The sequence below is a fragment of the Bradyrhizobium sp. S3.7.6 genome (genome assembly GCF_054061875.1).
This window is the reverse complement of sequence record NZ_JBSSEQ010000001.1, coordinates 1,501,331-1,526,869: the sequence shown is the minus strand read 5'-3', so window position 1 is coordinate 1,526,869 and position 25,539 is coordinate 1,501,331. Positions and strand designations below refer to the sequence as shown.

Annotated in this window: 22 protein-coding genes; 15 read left to right on the top strand and 7 right to left on the bottom strand. The window is 64.3% G+C overall.

Translation table 11 applies throughout. The features are described 5' to 3' along the window. Window positions 1-10 precede the first annotated feature (10 nt). The 3 genes from ACVJ5M_RS07215 to ACVJ5M_RS07205 all read left to right on the top strand — a co-directional run bounded on the left by ACVJ5M_RS07215 (window position 11) and on the right by ACVJ5M_RS07205 (window position 5,448). Window positions 11-1,801 (top strand): acyl-CoA dehydrogenase C-terminal domain-containing protein, encoded by a 1,791-nt coding sequence (locus ACVJ5M_RS07215; protein ID WP_063980753.1) that lies wholly within the window; start codon window positions 11-13, stop codon window positions 1,799-1,801. Between the two features lie 69 nt (window positions 1,802-1,870). After that, entirely contained in the window at window positions 1,871-3,079 is a 1,209-nt protein-coding gene (locus ACVJ5M_RS07210; RefSeq protein WP_231143818.1) for an acetyl-CoA C-acetyltransferase, read from the top strand. A 155-nt stretch (window positions 3,080-3,234) separates the two neighbouring features. Next, complete coding sequence (locus ACVJ5M_RS07205; protein WP_063980752.1) at window positions 3,235-5,448, top strand: FAD-dependent oxidoreductase; 2,214 nt, start codon at window positions 3,235-3,237, stop codon at window positions 5,446-5,448. A 450-nt stretch (window positions 5,449-5,898) separates the two neighbouring features. Here the strand turns inward: ACVJ5M_RS07205 and ACVJ5M_RS07200 are convergent, their stop codons facing one another. The 3 genes from ACVJ5M_RS07200 to gstA form a co-directional block, all read right to left on the bottom strand. Beyond that, complete coding sequence (locus ACVJ5M_RS07200; RefSeq protein WP_063980751.1) at window positions 5,899-6,207, bottom strand: hypothetical protein; 309 nt, start codon at window positions 6,205-6,207, stop codon at window positions 5,899-5,901. 199 nt (window positions 6,208-6,406) lie between these two features. After that, window positions 6,407-6,751 carry a hypothetical protein gene (locus ACVJ5M_RS07195; RefSeq protein WP_207794619.1) on the bottom strand — a complete coding sequence of 115 codons (345 nt, stop codon included), beginning with the start codon at window positions 6,749-6,751 and terminating at the stop codon, window positions 6,407-6,409. A 120-nt stretch (window positions 6,752-6,871) separates the two neighbouring features. Continuing rightward, a complete protein-coding gene (gstA, locus tag ACVJ5M_RS07190) occupies window positions 6,872-7,486 on the bottom strand; it encodes a glutathione transferase GstA (RefSeq protein WP_063980749.1) in 615 nt (204 codons plus the stop codon). A 127-nt stretch (window positions 7,487-7,613) separates the two neighbouring features. Here gstA and ACVJ5M_RS07185 point away from each other — a divergent pair, with 127 nt between their 5' ends. The 3 genes from ACVJ5M_RS07185 (at window position 7,614) to ACVJ5M_RS07175 (ending at window position 10,259) form a co-directional block, all read left to right on the top strand. Next, entirely contained in the window at window positions 7,614-8,108 is a 495-nt protein-coding gene (locus ACVJ5M_RS07185) for a MarR family winged helix-turn-helix transcriptional regulator (RefSeq protein WP_038960026.1), read from the top strand. Window positions 8,109-8,209: 101 nt separating this feature from the next. After that, a complete protein-coding gene (locus ACVJ5M_RS07180; protein WP_038933719.1) occupies window positions 8,210-9,580 on the top strand; it encodes a glutamate--cysteine ligase in 1,371 nt (456 codons plus the stop codon). 112 nt (window positions 9,581-9,692) lie between these two features. Further along, a complete protein-coding gene (locus ACVJ5M_RS07175) occupies window positions 9,693-10,259 on the top strand; it encodes a PAN domain-containing protein (protein ID WP_063980748.1) in 567 nt (188 codons plus the stop codon). Between the two features lie 42 nt (window positions 10,260-10,301). Here the strand turns inward: ACVJ5M_RS07175 and ACVJ5M_RS07170 are convergent, their stop codons facing one another. Next, window positions 10,302-10,535, bottom strand: coding sequence for a hypothetical protein (locus ACVJ5M_RS07170; protein ID WP_063980747.1), 234 nt, complete (start codon window positions 10,533-10,535; stop codon window positions 10,302-10,304). A 205-nt stretch (window positions 10,536-10,740) separates the two neighbouring features. Between ACVJ5M_RS07170 and ACVJ5M_RS07165 the strand changes: the two genes are divergently transcribed. From ACVJ5M_RS07165 to ACVJ5M_RS07150, 4 genes are all read left to right on the top strand, one after another. Continuing rightward, window positions 10,741-13,257, top strand: coding sequence for a glycogen/starch/alpha-glucan phosphorylase (locus ACVJ5M_RS07165; protein ID WP_231143816.1), 2,517 nt, complete (start codon window positions 10,741-10,743; stop codon window positions 13,255-13,257). 97 nt (window positions 13,258-13,354) lie between these two features. Beyond that, window positions 13,355-13,696, top strand: coding sequence for a hypothetical protein (locus ACVJ5M_RS07160; protein ID WP_063986045.1), 342 nt, complete (start codon window positions 13,355-13,357; stop codon window positions 13,694-13,696). A 4-nt stretch (window positions 13,697-13,700) separates the two neighbouring features. Further along, window positions 13,701-14,516, top strand: coding sequence for an acyl-CoA thioesterase (locus ACVJ5M_RS07155; protein ID WP_063980746.1), 816 nt, complete (start codon window positions 13,701-13,703; stop codon window positions 14,514-14,516). Between the two features lie 210 nt (window positions 14,517-14,726). Continuing rightward, a complete protein-coding gene (locus ACVJ5M_RS07150) occupies window positions 14,727-15,686 on the top strand; it encodes an IS5 family transposase (protein ID WP_283016890.1) in 960 nt (319 codons plus the stop codon). Window positions 15,687-15,864: 178 nt separating this feature from the next. Here the strand turns inward: ACVJ5M_RS07150 and ACVJ5M_RS07145 are convergent, their stop codons facing one another. From ACVJ5M_RS07145 to ACVJ5M_RS07135, 3 genes are all read right to left on the bottom strand, one after another. Further along, window positions 15,865-17,481, bottom strand: coding sequence for a phosphoenolpyruvate carboxykinase (locus ACVJ5M_RS07145; protein ID WP_063980745.1), 1,617 nt, complete (start codon window positions 17,479-17,481; stop codon window positions 15,865-15,867). Between the two features lie 283 nt (window positions 17,482-17,764). After that, window positions 17,765-20,356, bottom strand: coding sequence for a CHAT domain-containing tetratricopeptide repeat protein (locus ACVJ5M_RS07140; protein ID WP_063980744.1), 2,592 nt, complete (start codon window positions 20,354-20,356; stop codon window positions 17,765-17,767). Window positions 20,357-20,434: 78 nt separating this feature from the next. Next, window positions 20,435-21,169 carry a HugZ family pyridoxamine 5'-phosphate oxidase gene (locus ACVJ5M_RS07135; RefSeq protein ID WP_063980743.1) on the bottom strand — a complete coding sequence of 245 codons (735 nt, stop codon included), beginning with the start codon at window positions 21,167-21,169 and terminating at the stop codon, window positions 20,435-20,437. Between the two features lie 241 nt (window positions 21,170-21,410). Between ACVJ5M_RS07135 and ACVJ5M_RS07130 the strand changes: the two genes are divergently transcribed. From ACVJ5M_RS07130 to ACVJ5M_RS07110, 5 genes are all read left to right on the top strand, one after another. Then, on the top strand, window positions 21,411-22,112 hold the full coding sequence (locus ACVJ5M_RS07130) for a response regulator transcription factor (RefSeq protein WP_038952081.1): 702 nt from the start codon (window positions 21,411-21,413) through the stop codon (window positions 22,110-22,112). 117 nt (window positions 22,113-22,229) lie between these two features. Then, window positions 22,230-24,032, top strand: a complete 1,803-nt coding sequence (locus tag ACVJ5M_RS07125) for a sensor histidine kinase (protein WP_063980741.1) — start codon at window positions 22,230-22,232, stop codon at window positions 24,030-24,032. Further along, window positions 24,029-24,553, top strand: coding sequence for an HPr kinase/phosphorylase (locus ACVJ5M_RS07120; RefSeq protein WP_063980740.1), 525 nt, complete (start codon window positions 24,029-24,031; stop codon window positions 24,551-24,553). Before ACVJ5M_RS07125 ends, ACVJ5M_RS07120 begins: the two co-directional genes overlap by 4 nt. Before the next feature lie 133 nt (window positions 24,554-24,686). Then, a complete protein-coding gene (locus tag ACVJ5M_RS07115; RefSeq protein WP_007597752.1) occupies window positions 24,687-25,088 on the top strand; it encodes a PTS sugar transporter subunit IIA in 402 nt (133 codons plus the stop codon). Next, the gene (locus ACVJ5M_RS07110) at window positions 25,085-25,411 is read left to right on the top strand and encodes an HPr family phosphocarrier protein (RefSeq protein WP_063980739.1); all 327 of its coding nucleotides are present in this window, start codon (window positions 25,085-25,087) and stop codon (window positions 25,409-25,411) included. The genes ACVJ5M_RS07115 and ACVJ5M_RS07110 overlap by 4 nt, the downstream gene beginning before the upstream one ends. The last annotated feature ends 128 nt before the right edge of the window (window positions 25,412-25,539 follow it).

Here is a 25,539-nt window from a genome sequence, read left to right as displayed (position 1 = left end):
GGAGACCATCATGCCGATCTACAAAGCCCCCGTCGAAGACGTGAACTTCCTGCTCAACGACGTCTTCCAGATCGATCGCTACGACAATCTCGCCGGCTTCTCCGACGCGTCGAGCGACGTGCGCGAAGCCATTCTCGGCGAAGCCGCCAAGCTCGCCGAAGAGGTGCTGCAGCCGCTGAATCGTGTGGGCGATCTCGAAGGCTGCAAGCGCGCCGATGACGGCAGCGTCACCACGCCGAAGGGCTTCAAGGACGCCTTCAAGCAAGTGGCAGAGGGCGGTTGGCTTGGCCTGTCGGCGCCGACCGAGTTCGGCGGCCAGGGTCTGCCGGTGACGCTGAGCCAGGCGGTCAACGAATTCCAGATCTCCGCCAACATGGCGTTCTCGATGTATGGCGGCCTCACCATGGGCGCGACCGCGGCGCTGATCGTGCACGGCTCGCCTGAGCAGAAGCAGACCTACGTGCCGAAGATGGTGGCGGGCGAGTGGACCGGCACCATGAACCTGACCGAGCCGCATTGCGGCACCGATCTCGGCATGCTCCGCACCAAGGCGGTCCGCCAGCCCGACGGCAGCTTCAAGATCACGGGCACGAAGATCTTCATCTCGGCCGGTGAGCATGACCTCGCCCCCAACATCATCCACCTCGTGCTCGCCCGCATCGAGGGCGCACCGGCCGGCATCAAGGGCGTGTCGCTGTTCGTGGTGCCGAAATTCATGGTCAATGCCGATGGTTCGGTCGGCGCACGCAACGGCGTGGTGTGCGGCTCGATCGAGCACAAGATGGGCATTCACGGCAATTCCACCTGCGTGATGAACTACGACAGCGCCACCGGCTGGCTGATCGGCGAAGAGAACAAGGGCATGCAGGGCATGTTCGTGATGATGAACGAGGCCCGCCTCGGCGTCGCCGTTCAGGGTCTCGCGCAGTCCGAGGTCGCCTATCAGAACGCGGTCGCCTATGCCCGCGAGCGCATCCAGGGCCGCTCGCTGACCGGCGTGAAGGCGCCGGACAAGCAGGCCGACCCGATCATCGTGCATCCCGACGTGCGCCGCACGCTGCTCTCGATCCGCGCCTTCAACGAGGCGGCGCGCGCCTTCGTGATGTGGACCGCGCTGAAGAGCGACGTCGCCCATCGCTCCGAAGATCCCAAGGACCGCCAGGCCGCCGACGACCACATGGGCCTGATGACGCCCGTGCTGAAGGGCTTCCTCACCGATTACGGCTTTGCCAACGCGGTGCAGGCGCAGCAGATGTATGGCGGCCACGGCTACATTGCCGAGCAGGGCATGGAGCAGTTCGTGCGCGATGCCCGCATCGCCATGATCTATGAAGGCGCCAACGGCATCCAGGCGCTCGACCTCGTCGGCCGCAAGCTGCCGCGCGACGGCGGCCGTGCCATCATGGCCTTCTTCGGCGAGGTCATGGCCTTCGCCAAGGAGAACGGCGGCGACGAGGCGCTCAAGCCATTCATCACCCCGCTCTCGGCCTCGCTCGGCCATCTCCAGCAGGCCACGACCTGGCTGATGCAGAACGCGATGGCGAAGCCGGACAATGCGGGCGCTGCCGCAACCGATTACCTGCATCTCTTCGGCTTCGTCGCGCTCGGCTACATGTGGGCGAAGATGGCCAAGGTGACGCAGGCGAAGATTGCCGCGAGCGGAGCGACGCCCTATCTCTCGACCAAGCTCGTCACCGGCCGCTTCTTCATGGAGCGCATGCTGCCGGAGACCGCCGCCAATCTCGCGCGCATCCAGGCCGGCTGCGCCACCATCATGGAACTGCCGGCGGAAGCTTTCTGAGGCTTCCCGCTTCGCCAATGATCCGACCGCGCCGCGGTCGTAACCAATAACTGCAATCAGGAGGCTCCCATGGCAGATGCCTATATTTACGACCACGTCCGAACCCCGCGCGGCCGCGGCAAGGCAGACGGCGCGCTGCACGAGGTGACGGCGCTCGCGCTCGCCACCGTGCCGCTGAAGGCGCTGAAGGACCGCAACAACTTGCCGGAAGATTCCGTCGACGACGTCGTGCTCGGCGTGGTCGACCCCGTCGGCGAAGCCGGCAGCGATATCGCGCGCTTCGCCGCGCTCAAGGCCGGCCTAGGCGAAGCCGTGCCCGGCGTGCAGATCAGCCGCTTCTGTGCTTCCGGCCTCGACGCCGTGAATTTTGCCGCAGCCCAGGTGATGAGCGGCCAGCATGAGCTGGTGATCGGTGGCGGCGCCGAATCCATGAGCCGCGTCGGCATCGGCGCCTCCGGTGGCGCCTGGCCGATGGACCCGTCGATGGCGGTGCCGGCCTACTTCATGCCGCAGGGCGTCTCGGCCGATCTGATCGCCACGAAGTACGGCTTCTCGCGCGACGACGTCGACGCCTATGCCGTGCAGAGCCAGCAGCGCGCCGGCAAGGCCTGGGACGAGGGCCGGTTCAACAGGTCCATCGTGCCCGTGAAGGACATCAACGGCCTCACCATCCTCGCCAAGGACGAGCACATGCGGCCCTCGACGACGATGCAGTCGCTGGCACAGCTTCAGCCGTCGTTCACGATGATGGCGCAGATGGGCGGCTTTGACGGCGTCGCGGTGCAGTCGCACCCGGAAATCGAGCGCGTGAACTACGTGCACCACGCCGGCAACTCGTCGGGTATCGTCGACGGCGCCGGCGCCGTGCTGCTCGGCAGCAAGGAAGCGGGTAGCAAGTACGGCCTGAAGCCGCGCGCAAAGATCCGCGCCTTCGCCAATGTCGGCTCCGAGCCGGCGATGATGCTGACCGGTCCGGTCGACGTCACCGAGAAGCTGTTCGCGCGTTCGGGCATGAAGAAGTCGGACATCGACCTGTTCGAGCTCAACGAAGCCTTCGCCTCCGTCGTGCTGCGCTACATCCAGGCCTTCGACATCGACAACGCCAAGATCAACGTCAATGGCGGCGCGATCGCACTCGGCCATCCGCTTGGCGCCACCGGCGCGATGATTTTGGGCACCGTGCTCGACGAGCTCGAGCGCACCAACAAGGCGACCGCCTTGGTGACGCTGTGCATCGGCGGCGGCATGGGCACCGCGACCATCATCGAGCGCGTCTAACGAGCTGCCGTAGGGTGGGCAAAGCGAAGCGTGCCCACCATTGCTGTCTCCGCGAAGGATGGTGGGCACGGCGCAAGAGCGCCTTTGCCCATCCTACGAGATCTCAAGTCAACCGCCGCGCCTGAGATCGGCTGCGGCACCGAGGAGCAACCAACATGGCTTACAAGAACTTTAGGGTTGAGACCGATTCCGACGGCATCGCGCTCGTCACCTGGGACATCCCGGGCCGTTCGATGAACGTGCTCGACGAGACCTCGACCAGCGAGCTCGATGCGATCGTCAAGGAAACCACGGCCGACGCCGCCGTGAAGGGCGTCGTCATCACCTCCGCCAAGGAGGCGTTCTGCGCCGGCGCCGACCTGTCGATGCTCGAGGGCATGAACCAGGCCTACGCCAAGGTCTTGAAGGAGCAGGACGAGACCGCCGCAAACCAGATGCTGTTCGACCAGAGCCGGCGCTTCTCGCAGGTGCTGCGTTCGATCGAGACCTCCGGCAAGCCGTGGGCGGCCGCGATCAACGGCCTCGCGCTCGGCGGCGGTTTCGAGATCACGCTGTGCTGCCACTACCGCGTCGCGGCGGAAAATCCCAAGACGCGCCTCGGCCTGCCCGAGGTCAAGGTCGGCCTGTTCCCCGGCGCCGGCGGCACGCAGCGCGTGCCGCGCCTGGTGCCGCCGCAGGACGCGATGACGATCCTGCTCAAGGGCGATCCGGTCACGGTCGAGAAGGCCAAGGCGCTTAATCTGATTCACGCCATCGTTCCCGCAGGCGACCTCGTCAAGGCGGCGAAGGACTGGATCAAGGGTGGCGGCAAGGCGGTCGCGCCCTGGGACGAGAAGGGCTTCAAGCTGCCGGGCGGTCCGGTGTTCTCCAAGGCCGGCATGATGATGTTCCCGGCTGGCAACGCGATCTATCGCCGGGAGACCTACGACAATTATCCGGCCGCGCGCGCGATCATGAGCTGCGTCTATGAAGGCCTGCAGTTGCCGATCGACGCCGCGCTGCGCGTCGAGTCGCGCTACTTCACCTCGGTGCTGCGTTCGAAGGAAGCAGCCGCGATGATCCGCAGCCTGTTCCTGTCGATGCAGGAGCTGAACAAGGGCGCGCGCCGCCCGAAGGACGTAGCCCCGACCAAGGTGAAGAAGATCGCGGTGATCGGCGCCGGCTTCATGGGTGCGAGCGTCGGCTACGTCTCGGCCCGCGCCGGTCTCGACGTCGTCCTGATCGACCGCGACCAGGAGAGTGCCGACAAGGGCAAGGCGCATGCTCAGAAGGTGATCGAGGAGCAGATCAAGAAGGGCCGCGCCAAGCCCGGTGACGCCGACGCGCTGCTCGCGCGCATTACGCCGACTGCCGATTATGCTGCACTCAAGGACGTCGACCTCGTCATCGAGGCCGTGTTCGAGGATCGCAAGGTCAAGGCTGATACCTTCGCGAAGGCGCAGGAGCATATGAAGCCGGACGTGATCTTCGCGTCGAACACCTCGACGCTGCCGATCACCTCGCTGGCCGAGGGCTTCAAGGACCAGGGCAAATTCGTCGGCATCCACTTCTTCTCGCCGGTCGAGAAGATGATGCTGGTCGAGATCATCAAGGGCAAGAACACCGGCGACCTCGCGCTCGCGACCGCGCTCGATTACGTCCGGCAGATCGGCAAGACGCCGATCGTCGTCAACGACAGCCGCGGCTTCTTCGCCAATCGCTGCGTCGGCCGCTACGTCGCCGAAGGCAACGAGATGTTCCTCGAAGGCGTGCCGCCGGCGATGATCGAGAACTGCGCCAAGATGGCCGGCATGCCGGTCGGTCCGCTCTCGCTCTCGGACGAAGTCGCACTCGACCTCGGGCTCAAGATCATGAAGGCGACGGAAGCCGATCTCGGCCCGAACGCCATCAACCCCGATCAGAAGAAGCTGATGGTGGAGATGGTCGAGAAGCAGGGCCGTCTCGGCCGCAAGAACAGCAAGGGCTTCTACGACTACCCCGAGAAGGGCAAGGGCCAGAAGAGCCTGTGGCCGGGCCTCTCGGCGCTGCAGCCGAAGCAGCTCGATCCCGACACGCTCGACATCGAGGAGCTGAAGCAGCGCTTCCTGGTGGTGCAGGCGGTGGAAGCCGCGCGCACGGTCGAGGACCACGTCATCACCGACCCGCGCGAGGCGGATGTCGGCTCGATCCTCGGCTTCGGCTTCGCGCCGTTCACCGGCGGCACGCTGTCCTACATCGACTTCATGGGCACGAAGAAATTTGTCGAGCTCTGCCACACGCTGGAGGCGAAGTACGGCTCGCGCTTCACCCCGCCGAAGCTTCTCGAGGAGATGGCCGCGAAGGGAGAAACCTTCTACGGCCGATTCGCGCCGAAGAAGGCTGCAGCCTGACCACCCAAGATCATTTGAGAAGAAAGGCCGGATCGTCGATCCGGCCTTTTTGTTTGGGGAGACGTCATCACGGTTGCGTCAGATTTGTTCCCGGCTTGTGGAACCAATCACAGAATTCGCGTAGGACCCGTGTCAGAGTCCCCCGCTGCCGTGGTGTCGCGCAATTGTCATAGGCGTGTCGAAGCGGCGCCGTTCTTTTGCTCGGCCCTGGCACTAGTCTTGCTCCGGGTCAGGGTTCCGAATCCGGTTGGGACACTTGCCGAGCCATCGGCAGGTTGAAGACAAAATAAGAAAGTATCCTTGATGAACTCTTTGGTGCTGCGGAAGACCGCGCTCGGTCGCGATCTCACCGCGAAATATGCTGTTGGACCCACAACTGGCCGCCTCTCGCCGCAACAGAAGCCGGCGCGCCTGCGCCGCAAGGGGCCGATGCTTTGGGCCGCTTTGGCGTTACTTGTGCTGGCGGCGGATTTTATGCTGGCTTCCCTCGCCTGGCTCGCCGTCGACTTCGTCATGGGCTGAGACCGCCCGCGCGTGCAGCAGGTAGGCCGCCGCGAAGTAGGCGAGCTGGCAGACGGCAAGACAGATGGCGATGACGGTCACACCCGCCATCATGCCGAATCCGTAAGCGCGAAGAATGATTGCCGAGAAAACTGCGATCGCCGGCGCAATCAATATCAGCGCCCAGATCCTGAAAACATAACCTGTCGCTATTCCCACCAATGCACTTGCGACGATCAGGACCAAGGCAATCGTCAAGTTCGGCTCCGATGAAATAATCCTCTAACAATTCCGCCAAGCTCGCGCGCTTTACGGGTACTGACAAGACAGCACTACTTACATTCGGCGAACAGTAGTTCATAAGTCTAATGATAGGTACGATGATCCGGCGAGATGGGTTCGCGCCCAGCCCGCCCCAGGGCAAATAAAACGGGCCGGATCGACGATCCGGCCCGTTTTATTTGCGGTCTCCGAGCGGCGAGAACGCCCGGCCCGAGACCGCATCGTCGGCAAGACTCGCTCTCCAGCTGCCTTCATCGCCGCGGCCAATGCGAACCTCGAAGCGCCAGCCATTCTGGTTGGTGAAGGCGATGTCCGTTCCGCCCTTCTTCCTGGCATAGCTGCACGGATATTCGGTCGGCCGATCGGGAAAGACGATTTTTCCTTCCTTGCTCTCGAACACGGCCGAGGTGACCTGCGGATGGATCATGAAGATGCAATTGCGCTGCGGCAGGTCCGGCGTCGACAAGCCAAGCATCGCGAGCGGCGCGCCCGCGGCGGTCATAAGGACGATCATGTTCATGGCGGCGGCTGTCCCATGGAGGTGCTCCGCGATTTCGACGTGGCCGCCGATCGAATGGTTCACAAAGAAAAAGGCCGGATCGTCGATCCGGCCTTTCGATTGTTGCATCTTGCGATGCGCTTACTTCGCCTGCGCAAGGCCTTCCTTCTTCAGCGCCTCTTGGACCTGCGGCCGCGCCGCAACGCGAGCCTTGTAGGCGGTCAGGTTCGGCATGGCCGAGAGGTCGAACTCCATCCGATCGCCCCAGGTCAGCATCGTGAAGAGATAGCCGTCGGCCACCGTGAACTGCTTTCCCATGAGGTAGTCGCGGCCGGCGAGCTGGCTGTCGATGTATGTCAGCTTGCCCATGACGCGATCCCTGAAGAAGGCCTTGGCCTCGTCGTTCAGCGCCGGCGCGAACAGCGGTCCGAAGCTCTTGTGCACCTCCGAGGTGAGGAAGTTCAGCCATTCGAGCAGCTTGTAGCGCTCGGAGCTGCCGTGAGCTGGCGCCAGCGCCTTGGCCGAAGCCTGGTCGGCGATCATCTGGACAATGACCGGGCCTTCGGTCACGATCTCGCCGCTGTCGAGGCCCAGCGCAGGGACCTGGCCCTTCGGGTTCAGCTTCAGATAATCCTCACCATTTTCGAGCTTCTTGGCCCGGATATCGACCTTGACCAGCTCATAGGGCAGGCCGGCTTCCAGGAGCGCGATGTGGGGGGACAGGGAGCAGGCGCCGGGCGAGTAATAGAGTTTCATGGAATTTCTTTCTCTTGACGCTTGGTTGGGGCGAAGGAACGCCTACATGCATTTGCATCCAATAGTCAAGATTGATGCAGGTGCATTGAGTGAGGTAAGAGACGGGACGACGAGCTTGAGCGGGACCATGAAACGCAAACCATCGACCGAGGCAACTTCGGCCTGGATCCGCCTGATGCGGGTGCAGAGCCGCGTGCTCGATTGCGTCGAGCAGGACTTGAAGAAGGCGGGGTTCCCGCCGCTGGCCTGGTACGACGCGCTGCTCGAATTGTCGCGAGCGCCCTCGGGAGAGCTGCGGCCGGTGGAACTCGAGCGGCAAATGCTGATCCCGCAATACTCCACTTCGCGCCTGATCGATCGCCTGGTCGACGAGGGGCTCGCCTCCCGGCGCGAATGCAAGATCGACAAGCGCGGCCAGTTCGTGGAGATCACGGAAGCCGGCCGCGAGTTGCAGAAGCGGATGTGGGGCGCCTATTCGGCCGCGATCGAAAAGTATGTCGGCTCGAAACTGTCCGATGCGGATGCCGTCAAGCTCAGCGGTCTGCTCGACCGTCTCGGCTGCTCGTGCGGCGAGATGAAACTGCCGCCCATCCACGTCAACGAAACCACGCCGTCGCGATGATCGTGCGGCACACCAGCTCGTCCGTGCACCCCCTGGGTTCGCGGACCACCCCGTCACCCGCGCGCCTTCGATCGAAGCGCCCTTTTTGATTAGAGTTTGATATGGCGCGAGACCAGATCGATATGACGCCGCTGCAGTCGCGCGACGAGCTCGTCGCGTGGTTCGAGGCCGGCTGCAAGGACCCGTCCGAATTCCGCATGGGCACCGAGCACGAGAAGACGCCGTTCACGCTCGAAGGCCACCGTCCGGTGCCTTACGAGGGTGCGCGGGGCATCGGCGCGCTGCTCGAAGGCATGAAGCTCCTGCTCGGCTGGGAGCCGATCATGGAGAAGGGCAACATCATCGGCCTCTACGACGTCACCGGCGGCGGCGCCATCTCGCTCGAGCCCGGCGGACAGTTCGAGCTCTCCGGCGCGCCGGTCGAGAACGTGCATCAGACCCAGAGCGAGCTGATGGCGCATCTGGCGCAGGTGCGCGAGATCGCGACCCCGCTCGGCATCGGCTTCCTCGGGCTCGGCATGACGCCGTCCTGGTCGCGCGCCGACATCCCGGTGATGCCCAAGGGCCGCTACAAGATCATGACCAATTACATGCCGAAGGTCGGCCAATACGGCCTCGACATGATGTACCGGACCTGCACGGTGCAGACCAATCTCGACTTCTCCTCCGAAGCCGACATGGTCAAGAAGCTGCGCGTCTCGCTCGCGCTGCAGCCGGTCGCGACCGCGCTGTTTGCCAATTCGCCGTTCACCGAGGGCAAGCCGAACGGCTTCCTGTCGTTCCGCTCCGAGATCTGGCGCGACACCGACAATGCGCGTTCGGGCATGATGCCGTGGGCATTCGAGGACGGCATGGGTTTCGAGCGCTATGTCGACTACGCGCTCGACGTGCCCATGTATTTCGTCAAGCGCGACGAGGATTACATCGACGTCTCGGGCTCCTCGTTCCGCGCCTTCTTCGACGGCCGCAACAACAATCTGCCCGGTGAACGCCCGACGCTGTCGGACTGGGCCAATCATCTTTCGACGATCTTCCCGGAGGTGCGCCTCAAGCGCTATCTCGAGATGCGCGGCTCCGATGGTGGCCCGTGGGGCCGCCTGCCGGCGCTGTCGGCTTTCTGGGCCGGGCTGCTCTACGACGATGTGTCGCTCGATGCCGCCTGGGACCTCGTGAAGCACTGGACCGCGCATGAGCGCCAGGCCCTGCGCGACGACGTGCCGCGGTTCGGCTTCAAGGCGCGGATCAAGGACCGCTATCTGTTCGAGATCGCCAAGGAATGCCTCGTTCTGGCCCATGCCGGCCTGCGCCGCCGCGGCCGGATCGACCAGCTCGGCCGCGACGAAACCCGGCATCTGGAGCCGCTCGATCGCATCATCGATTCCGGCCGGACCCCGGCCGAGGAGATGCTGGAGAAGTTCAACGGCGCCTGGAACGGCTCCGTGGAACCGGCCTACGCGGAATACGCGTTCTAGGCCAGAGGCCGACGACCAGGACCTGAGCCGTTCATCGCCCATACAGGTTTGCGGCGATCAAATGACCGGCTGAAAAAACCTGAGCGCCGTCAATAACTCGAAAGCTGTTCCAATGGGGAAGGGCCGCCTGCGTGGGGCCGTCATGGCAAGCGTCGTGGCCTGCGCCACGTTGCTTGCGCTCGTGTTTGCGAGCGCGCCTGCGCGCGCCCAGACGGCGTTCGACCGGCCCGGCGGCGACTATTTCAGCTCGCCGGTGACGTCAGGTGACCCCGAGGATTGCGCGCTGCAGTGTGAGCGTGACCGCCGCTGCCGCTCCTGGAGCTTCAACTATCCCGACGTCGAAGGCGGCTCGGCAGTGTGCTGGCTCAAGAACACGGTGCCGCCGCGTGTCCCGGGCAGCTGCTGCATCTCCGGTGTGCGTGGCGCCGGCGTGATCGAGCCGCGGATCGAAGGCGTTGAAACGTCGATCGACCGCCCCGGCGGCGACTTGCGCAATTTCGAGATCAAGGACGGCGAAGGCGAAGAGGCCTGCAAGGCCGCCTGCATCGCCGACAACAAGTGCCGCGCCTTCACCTATGCCCGTCCCGGCTACACCGGGCGTGAAGCGCGCTGCTTCCTGAAAAAGGAAATCAAGCCGCCGCGCCGCAAGGCGGGCTTCACGTCGGGCGTAGTCAGATAGCGCGCAGCACCTTCACGCGCGGCGAATCCAGCGACCCGCTCCTCAATTCGCTGCCGACACCAGCCTGTCCCCGCACGCATTCGCGTAGAACTTGCCACCGCATTGGCGCTTGATGGCGGCGCAGCGCACCGCGGGAGACGCATTTTCCGGAACGCTGAAGCCGCAGCTCATGCCGTCGGCACTGCGACTCGTCTTGCCGGCGGCAAAGGCGGCGCTGGAGGCGGTGATGCAGACGACGAGGAAGGCCGCGGCGGCGATTTCGATCAGCAGTCTCATGGACGTTTCCTCCACACTGATGGCTGAATCTGCCCTCAATCTAGCACCGAATCCGCATCTCTCCGTACGCTTCCGGGTTCCCAAATCGGCCCGTTCCTTGCATAAATTTACGCCAGCGCAGTGCACGGCCGCGCCAGGGATGGTTCCGGTGCAGGGGCAAGACGCGTAGAGTTAGTGGTGTTCTCGCGACCAGGAAGTGACGGCCTTGCAAGATCAATCGTTCCAGCCAAGTTTTCCGGCCTCCGGCCAGCCCATCGACGAGCTCGCGCTGGCTGACGTCAAGGGCGCGATCCTGGCGAAGCTGCGCCTTGCCATCGGCAAGGATGCGGGCATGGCCACCAAGCACGACTGGTACCAGGCCGCAGCGCTCGCGCTGCGCGACCGCATCGTGCATCGCTGGCTCACGGCCGAGAAGCACAGCTACGATGCGGGACGCAAGCGCGTCTATTATCTCTCGCTCGAATTCCTGATCGGCCGTCTCTTCACCGACGCGCTGAACAACATGGGGCTGCTCAAGATCTTCGAGGTCGCGCTCGGCGATCTCGGCGTGTCGCTGCCTGAGCTCCGCAAATGCGAGCCGGATGCCGCGCTCGGCAATGGCGGCCTGGGGCGGCTCGCCGCCTGCTTCATGGAGAGCATGGCCACGCTCTCGATCCCCGCGATCGGCTACGGCATCCGCTACGATTACGGCCTGTTCCGCCAGATCATCAATCAGGGCTGGCAGCAGGAATATCCGGACGAATGGCTGAGCTTCGGCAATCCCTGGGAATTGCAGCGGCCCGAGGTGATCTATCACGTCCATTTCGGCGGTGGCGTCGAGCATGTCGACGACAAGGGCCGCGACCGCGCGATCTGGCATCCGGCCGAGACCGTGCAGGCGATCGCCTATGACACGCCGATCGTCGGCTGGCGCGGCCAGCACGTCAACGCGCTCCGCCTGTGGTCGGCACGCTCGCCCGATCCGTTGAAGCTCGACGCCTTCAACAAGGGCGACTATGTCAGCGCCAGCGCCGAGCAGTCGCGCGCGGAAGCCATCTGCAAATTCCTCTATCCGAACGACGAGAGCCCGGCGGGACGCGAGCTGCGGCTGCGCCAGGAGTATTTCTTCGTCTCCGCTTCGCTTCAGGACCTGGTCAATCGCCACCTGACCTCCGACGGCCAGCTTCGCAGCCTCGCAATGAAGGTCGCGGTCCAGCTCAACGACACGCATCCGAGCCTCGCCGTCACCGAGCTGATGCGCATCCTGGTCGACCTGCACAATTTCCGCTGGGACGAGGCCTGGAAGATCACGGTCGCGACGCTGTCCTACACCAACCACACGCTGTTGCCCGAGGCGCTGGAGACCTGGCCGGTCGAACTGTTCGAGCAGCTGTTGCCGCGCCATCTCGAGATCATCTACCGCATCAACGTGCAGCATCTCGCGCTGGCCGAAGCGCGCGCGCCCGGCGACATCGATTTCCGGGCCTCGGTTTCGCTGATCGACGAGAGGAGCGGACGCCGCGTGCGCATGGGCCAGCTCGCCTTCGTCGGCTCGCACCGCATCAACGGCGTTTCGGCGATGCATTCGGACCTGATGCGCGAGACCGTGTTCCACGATCTCAACCATCTCTATCCCGGCCGCATCACCAACAAGACGAACGGCATCACCTTCCGCCGCTGGCTGATGTTGGCGAATCCGAAGCTGACCGACCTGCTGCGCGAGACCTGTGGCGAAGTCGTGCTCGACGATCCAACCCAGCTCAGCCTGATCGAAGCCCGCGCCAGCGACGTCGAATTCCAGAAGAAATTCCGCAGCGTCAAGCTTCACAACAAGACCGCGCTGGCGCGCCTGATCGGCGAGCGGCTCGGCATCAAGGTCGATCCGACCGCGCTGTTCGACGTGCAGATCAAGCGCATTCACGAATACAAGCGCCAGCTCCTCAACATCATCGAGACGGTGGCGCTGTACCAGGCGATGAAGGACGATCCCAACGGCAACTGGGTGCCGCGGGTGAAGATCTTCGCCGGCAAGGCGGCGGCGAGCTATCGCTACGCAAAATTGATCATCAAGCTGGTCAACGACGTCGCGGACGTCGTCAACAACGATCCCGCGATCGGCGGCAAGCTCAAGGTCGTCTTCCTGCCCGACTACAATGTCAGCCTTGCGGAGGTGATCATTCCCGCGGCCGATTTGTCCGAGCAGATCTCGACCGCCGGCATGGAGGCCTCCGGCACCGGCAACATGAAGCTGTCGCTGAACGGCGCGCTCACCATCGGCACGCTCGACGGCGCCAACATCGAGATCCGCGACCATGTCGGCGCGGAGAATATCGCGATCTTCGGCATGGAGGCCGGCGACGTGATGATCCGCCGCAAGCAGGGGCTGGATGCCTCCGACGTGATCCGCAATTCGCCAAAGCTCCAGCGCGCCATCAATGCGATCGGCACCGGCGAGTTCTCGCCCGGCGATCCCGGCCGCTTCGAATCGATCGCGCACGCGCTGCGCTATCTCGACCACTACATGGTCAGCGCCGATTTCGATTCCTATTACGAAGCGCAGCGCAGCGTCGACGCACGCTGGCAGGTGGCGCCGGCCTGGACGCGCGCCTCCATTCTCAATGTCGCGCGCATGGCCTGGTTCTCCTCGGACCGCACCATCCGCGAATATGCCGAGGAAATCTGGAACGTGCCGGTCAATCCGACCACGCCGCTGCTGCCAGATCTGCGCGACGTGGCAGGCTGATTTTCCGCAACGTGAAATCGGCGTTACCTGCGAGGTTATTGATTTGGCAGGATAGGCATCATATTACGGCTTGAGCTTTTTCTGGCCGGAGTCGATCGTGCCTGTCGGCGAGTATACGAGCCCGGATGGGCAGCTTCGATTGCTGGTCATATGTCCCGACGGGGACTGGACGCTGGGGTTCGACGGATTCTCCTGGCACACGCACGGCAGCATCCTTGCCAGTCTTTCAGGCAAGGACGAGGAAGCTGCCATCGGCGACTTCGTCGCCGATCTGATCAGCGGCAAGAGTATCATTGCGCTGAAGCGCATAGGAGGCTCCGTCGCGGATGCCTGGGTCACAGATGATCCGGCAGACGATGTTTTGAGTTCGCAGCAATATGGCCCTGGTGATGAGACGATGGAGTTTCGTCGTTGGGACGGAAGCTCAGTAGAGGTCTAATCCCATGCACGCCAAGCTCCCGCACCCGTTCGACGACGCCACCCGCATCAGCGCCGGCGACTCCAGCTGGCAGGGGCATACCAGCGACGACTACTGGGCGTTTGTCGGCCCGTTCGGCGGCGCCACGGCCGCGACCATCCTGCGTGCGCTGATCGACCATCCGCAGCGCGCCGGCGATCCGCTGGCCCTGACCGTCAATTACTGCGCGCCGATCGCCAAGGGGCCGTTCGATCTGGACGTGCGGCTGGTGAAGGCCAATCGCTCCAGCCAGCACTGGAGCGTCGAACTGTCGCAGGGCGGCGGCGAGGTCGCTACGCTCGCCACCGCCGTGTTCGCCGAGCGCCGGCCGTCCTGGGAGCACAGGGTGGCGCAATATCCCGATGCCACGGCGTTCGAGGCGACGCTGCCATTCCCGAAGATATCGGCATCCTGGGCCAACCAGTATGAATTCCGCTTCGTCGAGGGCGAGATGCGGATCGGCCCGCCGCGGACCGAGCTCGCTGGCACCTATTCCAAGCTCTGGATCGGCGACCGCACGCCGCGCAAGCTCGACATGCTGTCGCTGATGTCGATGTCGGACGCCTTCTTCGGCCGCATCTTCCACGCCAGGCGCGAGCTGGTGCCGTTCGGCACGGTGTCGCTGACGACGTATTTCCACACCGGCAGCGAGGAGCTCGCCGCCGAGGACATCACGCGCGTGCTCGCGACGGCCGATTCGAAGATCATGCACAAGAGCTATGCCGATCAGAACGCCGAGCTGTGGTCGCCGAACGGCAGGCTGCTCGCGACCACGACGCAGATCGCGTATTTCAAGGCGTGAGGTGCTCTTCCCCTCTCCCCTTGTGGGAGAGGGTGGCTCGTCGCGAAGCGACGAGACGGGTGAGGGGTCTCTCTCCGCGAGCGCTTCTCTTGCAGTTGAACGCGCGGATACAACCCCTCATCCGGCGCTTCGCGCCACCTTCTCCCACAAGGGGCCTGTTGCGTAATTCGTCAATTGTGATTCCCTAGGGCAAAGCCTTGGAGGGTAGCGATGGCGGTCAAGCGGACGGGACAGCCGAGCTTTGTGGAAGCACTGATGCCGAAGGGAGCCGGCGCCAATGCGGCGCTGGATCGGCTGGCCGGCCTGGTCAAGTGGTACCGGTTCGAGAAGCTGATCGGCCATTTGCGGGATGAAGGGAGCCCCGGTCGTCCAGGCTATCCGGTGCTGGTGCTGTTTCGTGCTGTGCTGTTGCAGTCGCTGTATGGTCTTTCGGAGCGCGAACTCGAGGAAGCGCTGGGCGACCGGTTGTCGTTCAAGCGCTTCGTCGGTTTGAGCCTTGAGGATGCGACGCCCGACCATACGGTCCTGAACCGCTTCCGGAACCAGCTCGTTGAACAAGGCCTGCTGGAGAAGCTGTTTGGCGAATTGGATCGTCAGCTTGAGAATGCTGGCGTGATCCTCAAGCGCGGCACGATGCTGGATGCGACCTTGATCCAGGCAGTCTCGGCTCCGCCCAAGGCGGATCGCCCCTCAAACGACCCTGATGCCCGGTTTGCCAAACGGCAGGGCAAAAGCGGCTCGACCTTCGGTTACAAGGCTCATGTGGGTGTGGACGAAGGATCCGGCTTGATCCGCGCGGTACTGACCACACCGGCCAACATCAACGACACGACACCGGCGGACGCTTTGATTCGCGGCGATGAAGCCGTGGTCTGGGCCGATGCGGCTTACGACACCCATGCCCGACGGGCCCGGCTGAAGGCGGAAGGCAAGAAGCCCCGCATCGCTCGTCGGCCCAACAGACATCACCCGGAACTGCCGCCCAGGCTCAAACGCTACAACCTCCTCATCGCGCGCCGACGAGCCCAGGTCGAAACCACCTTCGCTACTCTCAAACGCCGCATGCGGCTGACCTGCATCCGCTACGTCGGTCTGATCAAGGCGACCGGGCAAGTCCTGCTCGCCTCAATCGCCTTCAACATGAGGCGGTGGGCCACGATCGCCGCGTGAGCTGCCCGCTCAGGGCGACAACTACAGATCTTGGCAGGCAATTGCCGGGACCAGGGCACTCGCTCCTGACGTCTTCAGCCTCAAGAGCCGATAACGCAACAGGCCCACAAGGGGAGAAGGAAGAAACAAAAAGGGCGGCCTCGCGGCCGCCCTTTTGCATTGAAGACAGAGCGAGCGATTACTCCGCCGCGAGCTTCACGTCCGGCGCGGCCGCGCGCACTTCGGCGTCGACCTGGGCTTCGAACTTGGCAAAGTTCTTCTGGAACATGCCGACCAGCGCGCGGGCGGTCTTGTCGAACTCGTCCTTGTCCTTCCAGGTGTTCACCGGGTTCAGGATCTCGGCCGGCACGCCCGGCAGCGCGGTCGGGACCGCGAAGCCGAAATATTTGTCGGTGCGGAATTCGACGTTGCGAAGCGAGCCGTCGAGCGCGGCGGTGAGCAGCGCGCGCGTCACCTTGATCGGCATGCGCGAGCCGGTGCCATACTTGCCGCCGGTCCAGCCGGTGTTGACCAGCCAGCAATCGACATTGTGCTGGGCGATGAGGTCGCGCAGCATGTTGCCATAGACGCTGGGGTCGAGCGGCAGGAAGGGCGAGCCGAAGCAGGTCGAGAATTCCGGCTGCGGCTCGTTGCCGAGACCGCGCTCGGTACCGGCGACCTTGGCGGTGTAGCCGGACAGGAAGTGATACATCGCCTGCGCCGGCGAGAGCTTTGCGATCGGTGGCAGCACGCCGAAGGCGTCGGCGGCGAGCATCACCACGTTCTTCGGCTGCGGCGCGCGGCCGGTGCGCGAAGCGTTCGGGATGAAGTCGAGCGGGTACGCGGAGCGCGTGTTCTCGGTCTTGGAACCGTCGTCGAAATCGACGATTCGGGTGTCCTCGTCGAGTACGCAGTTCTCGAGCACCGCGCCGAAGCGCGTCGAGGCGGCGTAGATCTGAGGCTCGGCCTCCTGCGACAGCTTGATGCACTTGGCATAGCAGCCGCCTTCGAAGTTGAACACGCCGTTCGGGCCCCAGCCGTGCTCGTCGTCGCCGATCAGCGTGCGGTTCGGATCGGCCGACAGCGTGGTCTTGCCGGTGCCTGATAGCCCGAAGAAGATCGCGGTGTCGCCATTAGCGCCGACATTGGCCGAGCAGTGCATCGGCATCACGCCGCGCTCGGGCAGATAGTAGTTCAGCGTGGTGAAGACCGACTTCTTCATCTCGCCGGCATAATAAGACCCGCCGATCAGGACGATCTTGCGGGCGAAATCGATCGCGACGACATTCTCCGACTTGCAGCCGTGGCGTTTCGGATCGGCGCGGAAGCTCGGCATGTCGATGATGGTGAGCTCCGGCGTGAAGCTCGGCAGCTCGACCGCCTCGGGGCGGATCAGCAGCGTACGGATGAACAGCGAGTGCCAGGCGAGCTCGGTGAAGACGCGGGTCTTGATCCGGTAGGCCGGATCGGCGCCGCCATAGAGGTCCTGCGCGAACAGGCTCTTGCCTTCGGCGTGCTTGAGGAAATCCTGGTAGAGCGTCTCGAACTGCTCTGCGGTGATCGACTGGTTGCCGGCCCACCACATCTTCTTGTCGGTGGTGGCGTCACGCACCGTGAACTTGTCCTTCGGGCTGCGACCGGTGAACTCACCGGTGTCGGCGCAAAGCGAACCGTCTGCCGACAGCACCGCCTCGCCCGCAGAAAGTGAGTATTGATAGAGTTGCGGCGCGCCGAGGTTCCAGTGAACCCGTTTGAGATTCTTTAAGCCGAATTTGTCGGCACCGAAGGCACCGTTGCGCACGCCCGTCTCTTGCACGAAAAATCCTCCTAGAACCCGCGACACTCAGCGCGACCAAGCTTTGGCGCCATCGCAGTCACCGTGAATTATAGGCCGTCCGGCCTCGGTTGAACGACGTAATAATGGTGAACGCTGGCGTTGCCAAGCCGATCTCGCAGGATTTGGTTTATTCAAGGACCGCGCCAAATGCCGCGCATGTCAGCTCTGAGCGAGCGTATCAAAAAAATACGAATGATCGCGCAACCAAATGCGCAATTCCGCGTTTCCTGTGGTTATTGCGACGCACAATCGCAGGACCGTCCTATCGTACCTCGCCTTCGCCGATGAGCGCGAACGGCCCCCACATCGCGGGATAGGCGTTGCGCGGTGACGAGGTGTCATCAACGTACGTCAACATCGCGCGGCGCAAAGCTTCGGCACGGCCGATTTTTGGTTCGTTCTTGAGCAGTTCGAAAGTCGACGTGGTCAAGCGGGTGGCAGCTTCCGAATCCACTGCCCAATGCGAGACCAGCAGCGCACGTGCACCCGCGTAGAAGAACGAGCGCGCCAGCCCCGACAGGGCCTCGGCGCCGGGCTTGTCGCCGGCGATGGTGTTGCAGGCCGACAGCACAACCCAATCCGCGTTAAGCTTGAGCTGAGCGACTTCACTTGCCGTGAGCAAGCCGTCATCCAGCTCCGTCGGCCGATCGGGAATGGAGAGTGCAAGCGAGGGCTCGCCCAATCCCTTGATATCGCCGGCCACGAGACCGTGGGTGGCAAAGTAGATGATGCTGTATTGAGCAAGCGCTGCACGCTTCAGCGTCGTTTCGCTGGCATCGCGGCCGAGATGGATGTCGGCCTCGGCCGCGCCGACATCCTTTGCTACCGCGTTCAACTCGTCCGCGGTATCCGGCAGTTGCGGCAGCGCCTGCGCAAGCCGCGCGCGATCGACGCCGGCCCCGCGCCAAAAATCGCTATAGGCAATTGTTGCAATGTTGCGTGCGGCGACCTTGCCGCTTGCAGCGCGACGATCGGCCGGCCCTTCCAGCGCAGGATTGAACACGGGATCGCCAAAGCCGGTCATCGGCTTCACGCCCTGCTCCCGACGCGCGACGGCACGCAACGATTTCAGACTGACCACCGAGGGCAGCACCGACACCGCCTGACGCCGCAACAGCCAGGCGGCGCTGCGATAGCCTTCGAGCGTGTCCGGGATCGCAGCTTGCGGCGTCTCCGTGACGAGCAGATGAAACGGCAACGCCGTCAGCGCGGCCGACGGCACCACCAGCAGGTTGCGCTTGTCCTTCGTCAGCCCTTCGACCGGGCCGAGCAGCGCGACATAAAGCTCGTTGGCGAGCCCGAGGTCGAACAACCCTGATTTGCCGGAGGCATCACGCGCCTTGCCGACATCGAGCCCCTTGCGGAAGGCAGTCACCTTCTGCGTCAGCGCGTCCGCGCCGAGCGGAATCTCCTTCCAGTCGACGCCTTCGCGCGTGATCGCGACGACATAGCTCTGCTTGTCGACGACGGAGTAGAGCACCATCGCCTCGTCGGGCGACAGCAAGGGCTGGATATCCTTGACCGCCAGCGGCAGGGGGTTGGAGAGCGACGCATAATCGGGAAACTCGACCGCGAGCGTCTTCTGCAAGCCTGTGCGCTCGTTCGCTATCGCCGCGATCCGCACCTGGCTGCGCTGCTCGGCCGCGACGTCGCGCTGGGCCGACTGCTTCGACACCGCGGCGATGATCGCCTTGTCGAGCGCCTCGGACTCGGCCGCAAGATCCTGGTCCCGGCGCACGAGCTCAGCGAGCCTGTCGCTGCCCGCAGCAAGGCGCACGGCCAGCTTGTTCACGGCGGAGGCAGCGGAGGATTGCGTGCCGCGCTGAATCGCGGCAAGCGCCTCGTCCAGCGCCCTGTCGTCAGGCAGCAGATATTGCTGTCGCGCGGCGAACAGGACCGGCAGCACGACGCGCAACTGCGCGCGATTGGTCGCAAGCGTCTTTTCCGCGAGCGGCAGCGCGTCGGCGTTCCGGCCGGAGACGTAGAGGAAATAAGCGAGATTGCTGGTCGAGGTCGTGACGTCCGGATGATCGGGACCGAGCGCACGTTCGCGGATCGACAGCGCACGGCGATAGAGCGGCTCCGCATCGGCATAGCGCTGCTGGTGCTCGTAGAGACCGGCGAGATTGTTCAGCGAGCGCGCGACGTCGGGATGGTCCGGTCCCAGCACTTTTTCGCGGATCGCGAGCGAGCGCCTGATCGGCGCCTCGGCATCCGCATCGCGGTTGAGGTCGCGATCGAGCTGGCCGAGATTGTTCAGGAGCGTCGCGACCGCCGGATGCTCGGGGCCACCGGCCTTCTGGTAGATCGCGAGCGCGCGCTGAAACAACGGCTCGGCTTCGGCCTGACGCTGCTGCTTGACGTAGTATGTGGCGAGATTGTTGAGGGACTGACCGACGTCGGGATGCTCGCGCGACAGCGCCTTCTCGCGCACGGCGAGCGCACGCTTGAACAGCGGCTCGGCCTCCGCAAAGCGGCTCTGCCTCTGATAGAGCGCGGCGAGGTTGTTCAGCACCGGCGCGACCTCGACGCTGTCGAGACCGGTCCCCTTCTCCATCAGTGCGATGGCGCGCTTGTAGAGCGGCTCGGCCTGGTCGTCGTGACCCTGGTCGGCGTAGATCTGCGCGAGGTTGTTGAGCGCGCCCGCGAGATCACGATTGTTGGTGGTCTTCTCGAGAGACGCCACCATGGCCTGCGCCAGCGGCAGCGCCTCCGAATATTTGCCGGCGCTTCGGAGTGCGTTGATCCGCGCGCTCTCCGCGGCGAGACCTTTCTGGGCAAAGCTGGGCGTGGCAAGCGATGCGATGATCGCGAGCGCCAAACCCGCAACCAGCGTCAAACGACGGCGTGTCATGAACCCTCTCGCTGCCGACTTCGAACCATTACGGTCTTGGGTCGCAGCGATGGGGGGCAGCGTTCAAATTGTTGCGCGCTAGTCCACCTTCGCGCGCGCTTTGCCAGCAAGGCGGACCAGCATCTTGCGCAGCGCCGTGCCGTCAGTCACCCGCTCCGGGAAGTCCAGCCGCAGCGCAGTCTGGCCATCCTGCATGTCGAGGCCTTCGGGGTCGCAGCCGGTGCAGCGCCAGTCGCCCTCCGCCGCGCCGAGGAGTTTTGTTGCATAGAGACCCATGGCGTCGCGGTGGTCGGCATTCATGTGCGCGACCGCCCCCTCCTCCGCCGCCAGCAGATCCTCGGCACCGGTAAGGTCCGTCAGGAACTGCTCGGGCTTGAGATCGACGATGCGGCCGAAGCCGGCGACCAGATGGGTTCCCGTGGGCCGAATTCTGAAGAAAGAGAAATCCTTAAACGAAACAAACGCTTCGGCCGATGGATGGGCATTGAGATACCGCCGCTGGAGCAGATCCTTGTCGGCATCGGCCTGTTCCGCCCGGCCGGACAGCATGATTCGGGCACCCTCCAGCGGATCGCCGGCCGCGCGTTCGTCCAGCATCAGGGAGACCCGGTGATCCGCCAGGATGTTCCTGGTGTGCACGGCCAGGCCCGAGATCAGCAGGATCGGCGAGCCGTCGGGGTGGCTCGCCAGATTGACCAGGGAGCAATAGGGATCGCCGCTGCCGGCCATCAGCGTTGCCAGCGCCCCCTGGCGCGAGCGCCTGAGCAGCGATTTGGCGAGCTTTCCAGGGTCGAAGTCGGGGGTCGGGTGCATCGGCTTTCTCGGGTCAGGTGGTTGCAAGGGAGGTCTTTTTTCGGGTAAACGGGGGTCAGGTTATGGGTCGAAACGCGGCGAATCTGCTGCGCTTCGTGGAACTTGGTCACACTTCAGCCCAGCTTGCATTGCTCGGTGACAAGGTTCGACCGCCGACTTCGGCACCCGTGTATGCGGCGCATCAGTGAATTGCTCGCCGTTTCAAGCCACGACCCAAACGGAAAGCAGAAAGCAGAGGCTCATGCCCACAATCGCTTTGGTCGACGACGACCGCAACATTCTCACATCCGTCTCGATCGCGCTGGAGGCCGAAGGCTATCGCATCATGACTTACACCGACGGCGCCTCCGCGCTCGACGGCTTCCGCACCACCCAGCCCGATCTTGCCATCCTCGACATCAAGATGCCGCGCATGGACGGCATGGAAACGCTGCGCCGGCTGCGGCAGAAATCCGACCTGCCGGTGATCTTCCTGACCTCCAAGGACGAAGAGATCGACGAGCTGTTCGGCCTCAAGATGGGCGCCGACGACTTCATCCGCAAACCGTTCTCGCAGCGCCTGTTGGTCGAGCGCGTCAAGGCCGTGCTGCGCCGCTCTGCACCGAAGGACCCGACCGTCGCGCCGAAGGAGAACGATGCCAAGGCGCTCGACCGCGGCCTGCTGCGCATGGACCCCGAACGGCACACCTGCACCTGGAAGAACGAGCCGGTGACGCTGACCGTCACCGAATTCCTGATCCTCCAGGCGCTGGCAACCCGGCCCGGCGTGGTGAAGAGCCGCAACGCGCTGATGGACGCCGCCTATGACGACCAGGTCTATGTCGACGACCGCACCATCGACAGCCACATCAAGCGGCTGCGCAAGAAGTTCAAGGTGACCGACAACGAGTTCGAGATGATCGAGACGCTCTACGGCGTCGGCTACCGCTTCAAGGAAGCCTGAGGCTCACGCGCCTTCACGAAAGACTGAGAGCATCGCCGGTTCTCGTTCCATCGGGACCGGGATGGCTCTAGGATGCGGGGACCCTTCGCACGAGATGTCCTAACGCGGGCGTAAGCATTGCTTGACCGAACGCAGCCTGACGAGAACCAGAATGCCGGGGATATCGCATCCGACGGCGTACCGGAGCACGTCGCCGACGACAAGCCGGCCGCGCAAGGTTGGCGACCGTTCTCCTGGCTGACGCGTGCCGGTCAGTATTTCTTCGCGCTCTCCTTCTCGAGCCTGACCCGCCGCATCGTCTCGCTCAACCTCGCCGGCCTCGTCGCGCTGGTCGCGAGCATTCTCTATCTCTCGCAGTTCCGCGCCGGCCTGATCGACGCGCGTGCGCAGAGCCTGCTGGTGCAGGCCGAGATCATCGCCGGTGCCATCGGAGCGTCGGCGACCGTGCAGACCAACGCGATCACGGTCGATCCTGACCGCCTGCTCGATCTGAAGCTCGGCGACAGCTACGGCGAATCCGACGATTATTCGGCGCTGAACTTCCCGATCAGCCCGGAGCGCGTGGCCCCCGTGCTGCGCACACTGATCTCGCCGACCAAGACCCGCGCGCGGATATTCGATCCCAACGGGACGGTGCTGCTCGACAGCCGCGACCTCGAGAACGTGCTGATCTTCCCGTTGCCGCCGCCATCGCAGAAGCCCGGCGTGATCGAGCGCGGCCTGACTTCGGTGCGCCTCTGGATCAACCGCGGTGACCTGCCGCTGTATCGCGAGCTCGGGCGAGAGAACGGCAATGGCTATTCGGAAGTGAGCGACGCGCTCCAGGGCCAGAAGCGTTCGATGGTGCGGGTCAATTCGCGCGGCGAGGTGATCGTCTCGGTCGCAGTCCCCGTGCTGCGCTCGCGCGCCATCCACGGCGCCCTGATGCTGTCGACGCAGGGCGACGACATCGACCAGATGGTCACCGCCGAGCGCCTGGCGATCCTGAAGGTCGGCGGCGTCGCTGCCGCGGTCATGATCATGCTGTCGCTGCTGCTCGCCAGCACGATCGCAGGTCCGGTGCGCCGGCTCGCCGACAGCGCCGAGCGCGTCCGCCGCCGCATCAAGGCCCGCATCGAGATTCCCGACTTCACCCGGCGCCGCGACGAGATCGGTCACCTGTCCGGCGCGCTGCGCGACATGACCAGCGCGCTCTACAGCCGCATCGAGGCGATCGAGATGTTCGCCGCCGATGTCGCGCATGAACTGAAGAACCCGCTGACCTCGCTGCGCTCCGCGGTCGAGACGCTGCCGCTGGCGCGCAACGAGACCAGCCGCGCGCGCCTGCTCGAGGTGATCGAGCATGACGTCAAGCGGCTCGACCGCCTCATCTCCGACATCTCCGACGCCAGCCGCCTAGACGCCGAATTGCAGCGCCAGGATGCGGTCCGGGTCGACCTGCGCCGCCTGCTGACGACGCTCGTGTCCGTCGCCAATGAAACCAAGCTCGGCCATGACGTCGCGGTCGAAACGCGCTTCGAGGGCCGCGGCGCGACCGACGCGTTCTCCGTGACGGGCCACGATTCACGGCTCGGGCAGGTGGTCTCCAACCTGCTCTCCAACGCGCAATCGTTCTCCGAGCCCGGCAGCAAGGTGCGCCTCACCTGCCGCCGCGTCCGCTCCGAGATCGAGATCGTGGTCGACGACGACGGTCCCGGCATCCGCGACGACGCGCTGGAGCGCATCTTCGAGCGCTTCTACACCGACCGTCCGCACCAGGGCTTTGGCCAGAACTCCGGCCTCGGCCTGTCGATCTCCAAGCAGATCGTCGATGCCCATGGCGGACGCATCTGGGCCGAGAACCGCCCGGGCCCTGTGGACGAGGACGGAGCGCCTACGGTTGTCGGCGCGCGGTTCGTGGTGAGGCTGCCGGCGCTATGAGCGACGGTGGCCCCAGCGTTCACGCCTCCGCAGTCAAGGTCGGGACTCTGGCGGTGCTGATCCGCGGGCCCTCAGGCTCCGGCAAGTCGCGCCTTGCCTTCGATTTGATCATGGCGGGACGCGCTGGCGTGGTCGAAAGGGCCGTTCTGGTCGGCGATGACCGTGTCCATCTGGCGACAGTCGGCGACGAAATTGAAGTCCGCCCCGCGCCGCTGCTGGCCGGCCTGATCGAGATTCGGGGACTGGGAATCCGCCGCTGCGACTTCGTGGAGCATGCGACCGTCGGCCTCGTGGTCGATCTGGACGCCGCCGACGCAGAACGGCTGCCTGCGGCGGAATCGCTGAAAACAAGCATTTTCGGTGTCGAAATACCGCGAATCCCCGTCGGGCGCGACTATTCGCCCCTCCCTTTGGTTGTTGCGGCCTTGACCACTACCAAGAGTTCATCTTCCGTTAACCCTTCAGGCGATTGTTTGAAGGGAAATGGTAACCATATGAACCCCACTATCGCGACCGAATAGACCGGCGCAGCTCCCCTCATCCATCCGTCTAGTTTCAGGGAGATACGCAACATCCCCTCTTGCGCGGGGGCTCTGGATGGTCAAAGTGGCGCGTTCGTGCGGTGCACCAAAAGCGCCCGCGAGGAGTTTTCCGATGATTGGTCTAGTACTTGTGACCCACGGGCGCCTTGCCGACGAATTCAAGGCAGCGCTTGAGCATGTCATGGGCCCACAAAAGCAAATCGAAGCGATCACGATCGGTGCCGAAGATGATTCCGATCTCTGCCGAAGCGACATCATCGAGGCGGTCAACCGCGTCGATTCCGGCGACGGCGTCGCGATCCTCACCGACATGTTCGGCGGCACGCCGTCGAACCTTGCAATATCCTGCATGAGCCGGCCGAAGGTCGAAGTGCTCGCGGGCATCAACCTTCCCATGCTGGTGAAGCTTGCCAAGGTGCGCGAGGAGCGTCCGTTGCCCGACGCGATCGCGATGGCCCAGGAAGCGGGTCGCAAATACGTCACCATTGCCAGCCGCGTGCTCGCCGGCAAATGAGCGACGACGCGCCGCTCGGAAACCAGGCCGGGACAGGCGTGCCGGCGGGAGCCATTTCCAAAGACCTCCTGATCATCAACAAGCGCGGCCTGCACGCCCGCGCCTCGGCGAAGTTCGTCCAGGCGGTGGAGCGCTTCAACGCGCAGGTGTGGGTGACGCGCGGCGGCGAGACCGTCGGCGGCACCTCGATCATGGGCCTGATGATGCTGGCCGCAGGACCGGGCACGACGATCACGGTCGCCGCCGCCGGTGATGATGCCCAGGCTGCGCTTGCGGCGATTACCGAGCTCGTTGAAAGCAAGTTCAACGAGGAAGGGATCTGAGCCACGCGCTCGGCGCCGTAGGGTGGGCAAAGGCGCGAAGCGCCGTGCCCACCATCTCGCGACAATCGCCACAGAAGTGGTGGGCACGCTTCCGCCGTCGCTCTTCGAGCTATGGCGGACAAGTCGCT